Source organism: Candidatus Nanosyncoccus nanoralicus (assembly GCF_004138405.1).
Classification (GTDB): domain Bacteria; phylum Patescibacteriota; class Saccharimonadia; order Saccharimonadales; family Saccharimonadaceae; genus Nanosyncoccus; species Nanosyncoccus nanoralicus.
Window position 1 is genome coordinate 8,304 of the sequence record NZ_PRLL01000013.1, and the last position, 7,042, is coordinate 15,345.

At 35.6% G+C, this 7,042-nt stretch carries 7 protein-coding genes; 6 read left to right on the plus strand and 1 reads right to left on the minus strand.

Annotated elements, in window-relative coordinates:
• A partial coding sequence (locus tag G3KMM_RS02010) for an LCP family protein (RefSeq protein WP_164998479.1) occupies nt 1-1,767 on the minus strand: 1,767 nt, incomplete at its 3' end.
• Nucleotides 1,768-1,809: 42 nt separating this feature from the next.
• On the opposite strand from G3KMM_RS02010, the gene G3KMM_RS02015 reads away from it, so the two are divergent.
• The 6 genes from G3KMM_RS02015 to G3KMM_RS02820 all read left to right on the plus strand — a co-directional run bounded on the left by G3KMM_RS02015 (nt 1,810) and on the right by G3KMM_RS02820 (nt 7,038).
• Nucleotides 1,810-2,139 (plus strand): LexA family protein, encoded by a 330-nt coding sequence (locus G3KMM_RS02015; protein ID WP_129604890.1) that lies wholly within the window; start codon nt 1,810-1,812, stop codon nt 2,137-2,139.
• Between the two features lie 310 nt (nt 2,140-2,449).
• Complete coding sequence (locus tag G3KMM_RS02020) at nt 2,450-3,691, plus strand: aminotransferase class V-fold PLP-dependent enzyme (protein ID WP_164998480.1); 1,242 nt, start codon at nt 2,450-2,452, stop codon at nt 3,689-3,691.
• 50 nt (nt 3,692-3,741) lie between these two features.
• On the plus strand, nt 3,742-5,040 hold the full coding sequence (locus G3KMM_RS02025) for a hypothetical protein (protein ID WP_129604896.1): 1,299 nt from the start codon (nt 3,742-3,744) through the stop codon (nt 5,038-5,040).
• A gap of 55 nt (nt 5,041-5,095) precedes the next feature.
• Complete coding sequence (locus G3KMM_RS02030; RefSeq protein WP_129604899.1) at nt 5,096-6,208, plus strand: acyltransferase; 1,113 nt, start codon at nt 5,096-5,098, stop codon at nt 6,206-6,208.
• Between the two features lie 48 nt (nt 6,209-6,256).
• Nucleotides 6,257-6,829 (plus strand): hypothetical protein, encoded by a 573-nt coding sequence (locus G3KMM_RS02035; protein WP_129604902.1) that lies wholly within the window; start codon nt 6,257-6,259, stop codon nt 6,827-6,829.
• Nucleotides 6,830-6,876: 47 nt separating this feature from the next.
• The gene (locus tag G3KMM_RS02820) at nt 6,877-7,038 is read left to right on the plus strand and encodes a hypothetical protein (protein WP_164998481.1); all 162 of its coding nucleotides are present in this window, start codon (nt 6,877-6,879) and stop codon (nt 7,036-7,038) included.
• The last annotated feature ends 4 nt before the right edge of the window (nt 7,039-7,042 follow it).

Below are 7,042 nucleotides of genomic sequence, written 5' to 3' on the forward strand. Positions count from 1 at the left end.
CATAACTTTTTCTTTATATTCTCCTGTTGGAGCATTACCAGTTCCAGTCACTCTAAAGCCGGCCTTTTCTAGCTCTAGCTTCTCATTGGCTGCGATTCCAGATTCATTTGTTCCATTTAATACTAAGATCCTTGAAGTTGCAGGGGAATCACTGTAGTCAGCAATCTTTGAATCAAGATATTGTTGAATTTTTGTATAATTTTGCGCCCCTGCGCTTGGGATTACAAAGGAGATATCTAATCCGCCAACAGGGAAGCTTGCGTTTTTAACTAGGTCGCCATCACTCAGTCCAGTTAAAGGTGCCGAAGCGATATTAGCAGGGTTAAAGTTTGAAAATACTTTCGCTGCAGTCTTAATCTCTTCAATATTCACATTAGTTCTTAGATTATCTCCTAGTACATTTACGAGATTAATCATAGCTGGGATATCTAAACCTTTTTCAGCGATCTTATTTTTAATTCCCACTAATACTTTTTGTTGGTTTTCTCCTCTCGTAAAATCACCGCCCACTGAGCCATGTCTAGCTCTTGCGAGTCCTAAAGCCTTTTCTCCATCCAGCACTGTTGGTACCCCAGCCTTCATACGAATTCCGGTGTAATAATAGTCATTAATATCATCATCTACTGTTACTGTAATTCCGCCCAAAGCGTTTACAATCTGCACCAATGAACCCCAGTTCACATGTACGTAATAATGCATTTCCATTCCGCTAATTGTCGACAATTCTTTCATTACCGCTGTCGCCCCAGCTTCCTCATTTCTTCCATTATTACTAGCACATGCAAATACTTCATTTATCTTACCAGTATAGCAAGCCTCTCTACCCACTTTTAGATCTCGTGGTAAGCTCATTGTAACTGCATTCTTTGCATTTTGATCAACAGACATAATCATTAACGAATCTGTTAGTTGTGCCCCATCATGTACCGCATGACCCTCAGAACCAGTCATGTCATATCCCGATGTTCCAAAAATTGCGATATTAGTGCGCCCCTTTCCATCCATCTTTAATGGAGTAACCTTTTCGGATACCACAGTTTTTACAAGATCAACTAAACCAGATTTTCCACCAGTTAATTTTGAAATTAGGCGATCACCATAAAAATATGCTGCAGCTCCGCCACCGACTAATATTATTAATACTATCGTCAATTTTAAATGACGTCTAAAAAAACCTTTTTTCTTATGGTTATTTTTTTCTGTCTCTAAAGAGTCTTTTTCTCGTCTTTCTCCAAATAATTCGTCAGTTCCAAGTGCTACTGAATTTTCAAGGAATTCATCATAGTCTTTCTTTGATGTTTTAGGTGTCTTCTTTTTAAATAAACCAATCGACTTAACTGAAGAGAATGAGTTATTTTTTTTAATATTTTCAAAATCACCCAATCTTCGACGCCTATTGTTTGTATCTAATCTTGCAGAAGAATCACTAAAGTCCTCGTTTAAATCATCATCAAATTCTTCAGAGGCTTCTCTTAATTCACCATCGGTAAAATCCCAGTCCGCTGTATATTTTTGTCTATTATCCTCCAATTTTCGTCGACTCTCTGCCTGTCCTACTAATGGATCGTCGCTCTGCGCCATTGACATGTTGCGAGCTCGAATATTTTGTTTTCGTAATCTTTCGGCCTGTATTAATCTTTGTTGTTCTAAGTGTTGTTTTGTAGCATGAGCCTCACCAACCTCAAGTCCTGCCCTGGGGCGCACCTGCTTAGTTGATTTTTTGTTTCTTGAAGGTGAAACCAAACCGTCAATATATGAATTGCTCATTTTTACCACAAAATCTCCATCTACTATATAATTATAACAAATATGGCATTAAAATTAACCAAAAAGCAAAAGCGTTTAATGGACTTTCTGCAGGATTTTCAGAATAATCATGACTACTCGCCATCCTATCGTGAAATTGCTGCCGGACTTGGTCTTCGTTCGGTTGCCTCTGTTGCTGAGCATATCGATAATCTTGTGCAGCTAGGTTTTCTCAAACGTAATCCAGGTTCCGCTCGTTCTCTCGAAATTGTAGATCTCTCATTTCCTGAAACCACCGCCCTCTTTAAACAACGTCTTGAATTTATTTCCGATCCAGATCGCGAAGTTCTCTTAGAGGCTGCTCAAATTCTTGGCCTCGATCTCGAATCATAAATATTAAGCAATTTAAAACAGACTGTGTAGTCAGTCTTTTTTATGACAATATTAAAATAACAGGTTAAAACCGAACAATAAGAAACCTCTATTTATAAGAAACCGAACATCTTAATAACTCATGTTTTTCTAAAACCGAACACCAAATACAACAGTTTAAAATCATTGTGGATAAAAACCTTCCACTGTGAATAACTAAAACCGAACAGCTAAACGTTATTAAAAAATAAATTAGATAAAAACACAATGTGGACATGTGGAAAACTTCTGAAAAACTTATACTATGATAAAATATATAAAAAGGAGGTCTATGGGGTTATTTAACTTTAGAAAAACACCAGATAATAGCTCAAACAATGAAAATAATACACAGCAGACTTCTTTATTGCGCACTAAAGGATTTGAGTATCTAAATAATAAAGAAATATACCTAGACAGCGCCTGTCAGTCTCTTCGCCCACAGCCAGTAATTAATAGCTTGGTTGAATATTACCAAAAACACAACTCTTGTGGTGAACGCGTAAAATATCAATGGGGAAAGATTACTGATCAAAAAGTCTCAGAAACCAGAGATCATATTTTAAAATTTCTTAAACTTAAGAAAAAAGATTATTTTGTAAGTTTTACTCTTAACACCACCTATGGACTAAATCTTCTTCTTTCTCAATTTGATTTTAAAAAGGCGAGCATTAAGACCATTGTTACATCTGATATTGAACATAACTCTGTTTTTCTTACTACTCTTCAAGCATCACAGAACAATAAACTAGAAAGACTCGTTTTATCGCGTGAGATAGATGGTAGTCTTCCGATTTCTGAAATTCCCGACAATTCACTCGTCGTCGTTAATGTAATGAGTAATATTGATGGTCGTCTTCTTCAAAATCTTCAAGAAGTAGTGCATTATGTTCATCAAAAACAAGGTTATATTATCCTTGATGCAGCTCAGGTTATAGCTCATCACTCTGCTATTCTTGAACAGACTGAGGCTGACGCAATCTGCTTTTCTGCTCATAAATTATATGCACCATCCTTAGGTGTTATGGTTATTCGAAAAGATTTTCTTTCATATATCAAACCTACTTTTCTAGGTGGTGGTATGGTTGATGACGTTGATAAAAGCACCTACCTCCCTTCTTTTGAGCATCCCGATAAATTCCACACTGCTTTTGAACCAGGATTGCAAGCCTGGGGTGAGATTATTGCTCTTAATTCTGCTCTTGATTGGCTCGATCAACTTCCAGCTGCTGCCAAGGATCGTCTCTCTTCTTGTTCAGAGAAACTCTATCAATTTCTCTCCACTCATCCAAAGATTCATTGTTTAAATCAACACCCCTCAACTGTCCTCACTTTTTATTTAAAAGACATTGACAGTCATCTTCTCGCTGAAGCTTTAAGTGATCAGGGAATCATGGTTCGCTCGGGGTATTTCTGCGTGCACTATTATCTTGATCATAAGCTAAAACTCCCACCCCTTTTACGTCTATCTTTAGGTTATCAAAACACCGAAGCAGAGATCGATCGTGTCATTAAAATATTAAGCAAATTCTAATCTGTGTATCATAATTAATATCTACTGGAAGGTAATCAAAAAAGGAATTTATGGTTTGTGTTGCTGCATTTATTATCTTAAGTCTTCTCTCTATCTTTGTTGGGTTTTTAAGTATCTTTAATAAACAGTTAGGACAAAAATATTGGACAGTCTTTAAAAAAGCCTGGCACTGTGTTTTTAAAAAAGTAAGATTACAAAAATGTGACACTAATTTTAAGGATGATGTAAAGAATACTCTTTTAAAGCGTATAGTCCTAAAGAATCCAAAACTCCTAAAGCCAGCCAGTCTTCTAATCGAGATTATCTCTATTCTAATTGTTTTTATCACCGTTTGGTCATTTGTTATTGCAATTAAATCACTTCTTGCTCTCTGGGTTTTTGGTACTTGTAATGTTTCAGCGCCCAGTCAATGCGGTCTCGGAGCAGAATCTTGCAGTATTGATCAAGCCGAACCCACCAACCTTGCTGGCAAAATTGGTCGTAGTTTCTCTGAATGGGGTGAAATTTTTTCCGCCATTCCTGATCGTCTCAAGACCTGGCAAGAAAAAGAATACTTTATTTCCGCTAGTATCCCTCTAATTAATTTAACCGACAACACTGAAGACCCATCAAAATACCAGGCTCAATCAAAACAGCTCCTCGACTTTTATCAAAATCAAACAACCCCTGAGGGCTTAAATATTGCCATTGATCTAGTTGATCCAGGTTGTGTTATTTGTATGCAGTCATATCGTAATCAAAAACAATCAGGTTTCCTTGATCGTTATTTCACTGTTGCTAATCTCTATGCTATCCCCAATACTTCTGGTGCATATAAGTTTGAAAACTCTAAACTCATTACCGATTATCTAAATACCTCAGTTTTTCTTGTGCAGGATTATTTAAAATCCCATAAACTTGAATTATCTACAGAATTATCAAATCTCTTACGTCTTCCTACCAAGCTGATTAATCGCCTCTATGCTGAAACAAAAGATAATCGAAACTATATTGAATATTTTAACTATACCTATGATGCAAGCCAGGCTCTTACCGAGCTTAATCAATGGGCTAGCGATTTTGGTCTTAGCGCTCACTATCGACAACTAATAGCCGAAGTGGTTTATTCTAGACACCAGCAGCGCTTTGATCAAGATGGTATAAAAAATATTACTGCCATTAACTCTCAAAAATCAAAAAAATCATCTGATCAAAAAACACAATTAGATCAAAACAGGGAAAACTTCTCAAATAAGCTTAATGCAAATGATCAAGAAATCCAAGAACTTGTTGAGAAAAAAATCAAGGCTAAAGGCATTCCTGTCGAGCTTTATGATCAGAAAAAGCATAATGGTCTCTTCAAAATCTAGTTAAAATTCTATTAACCACCCCTAAAATAAAAATATCAGGTATAATGACCTTATTATGGAGGTCAAAAAAGTAGAAAAACAGAGAAATTATTCTCTTGATCTTTTACGTGTCATTGCAATTTTAATGATTATTATTTTTCATATCTGTTATAAAGCTCTTATCTTTAATAATCTCAGTGAATTTAATAAGTTAATTTTTGCCTTCCTCCTGCATTTTGGTGAGATTGGCGTCAATCTTTTTATGCTCATTACAGGCTTCTTTTTATATAAAAGTAATAGTTCTAAAACTACAAAAATTATTCGTCTCATATACGACATCTGGTTTTATTTTATTTTAAATATTATTCTCTGCGCCATCGTTAAAGGTGGCTATGTTGTCACACTTAGCACATTCTTTCCGACCAGCCTCGGATATTTTTGGTATGTCACATGCTATATCTGTATTTTAATTTTCTCCCCTTATCTTAATCTCTTGATAAAGAATCTTGAACAAAAAGATTACCGTAGGCTATTAATAATCTCTCTTATTATCTTGTCTGTTATCCCAACTATCAGTGGTCTAGCTGTCGCTAGTGTCGAAAATGGCCCCGTTTATAGTCGATTCATTTGGTTAATTTTTATGTATTTTCTCGGTGCCTACATTTCAAAATACCAAGAGAGCGACCGTCTACTAAAAAACGATCGTGAGTTTTTTATTAAGCTTAATATCTTCTCTTCATTTCTTGCTATCATCTTCATCTTTATCTTTAAGTATCTTTCATTCTCATTTATGCCAAAAGTACCTATGTTCTATATGTGGCCGCCAAATTCCATTGTCGTTTTTCTCATGAGTGTTAGTTTATTCATAATCTTTGTAAAAACTAACCTAACAAAGAAAACTAAGGTTATTAAGTTTATAGAAAAAATTTCTCAACACACTCTTGGTATCTATTTGCTTCATGATGCTCCCTATAATTATCTCATTCTTGCCGACTGTTTTATTTGGTTCCAGGGGTTTAGTACCTCTAAGAATCTCGTCTTCCTAATTGCTCTAATCACAATCCTCGTCTTTGCTGTAAGTCTAATCGTCTCGATTATTAAAAAATTCACCGCCGACCGACTCTATCAGGTGATATTTGATAAGATTGAACAAAAACTTAAAAAGTCCTTAAATTCTTCTCACTTATAAAAATATCCTCAATATGCTAAAATATAACCATAAAAGGTATATATTGATATGGCCAAACCAGCAACAAGAAAACAGCGCAGAAATAAAGCTCCCATCTTTATTATTTTCTTTTTTATCCTTGCTATTATTGCTACGATTATTGTTCTCAAAATTTTTAAAATCATAGACCACAAGGGAAAACCTTCTTCAAATTCTGAAACTACAGAAATAGTTCATCAAAAGACCGACCAACCCTCTACTAATATCGAGAATCAACCAATTCACACTGAGGATGGTACAAAAGAAGATGCCGAGGCTGGTCGTACCCCAAAAACGCCAGAGCAGTATGAGGGGCAAGATGTTAATCAGCTTGATAAGCTAACTGGCACTATTACTTATTCCGAAAAGTCAGGCGACAAATATCGTATACGTGTCAATATTAATCAGTTTCTAAAGCTTCCTGGTACCTGCAAACTCACTGTCACTTCAGCCAGTACTATTGTACATACTCAAACTGTTAGTATTATCTCCAATCCTTCCTCTGGTAGTTGTGAAGGTTTTGATATTCCACTTTCTATGTTACTTATTCCGAAAAATCAGGCGATAAATATCGTATACGTGTTAATATTAATCAGTTTTTAAAGCTTCCTGGTACCTGCAAACTCACTGTTACTTCAGGCAGTACTGTTGTGTATACTCAAACTGTCAGTATTATCTCCAATCCTTCCTCTGGTAGTTGTGAAGGTTTTGACATTCCACTTTCTAGTATCCCCTCAGGTGATCTTAATATTAAAATCGAAGTTAACGCAAATCAAAAAACAGGTTTAATTGAAGGAAGAATTACTAACTAATGAA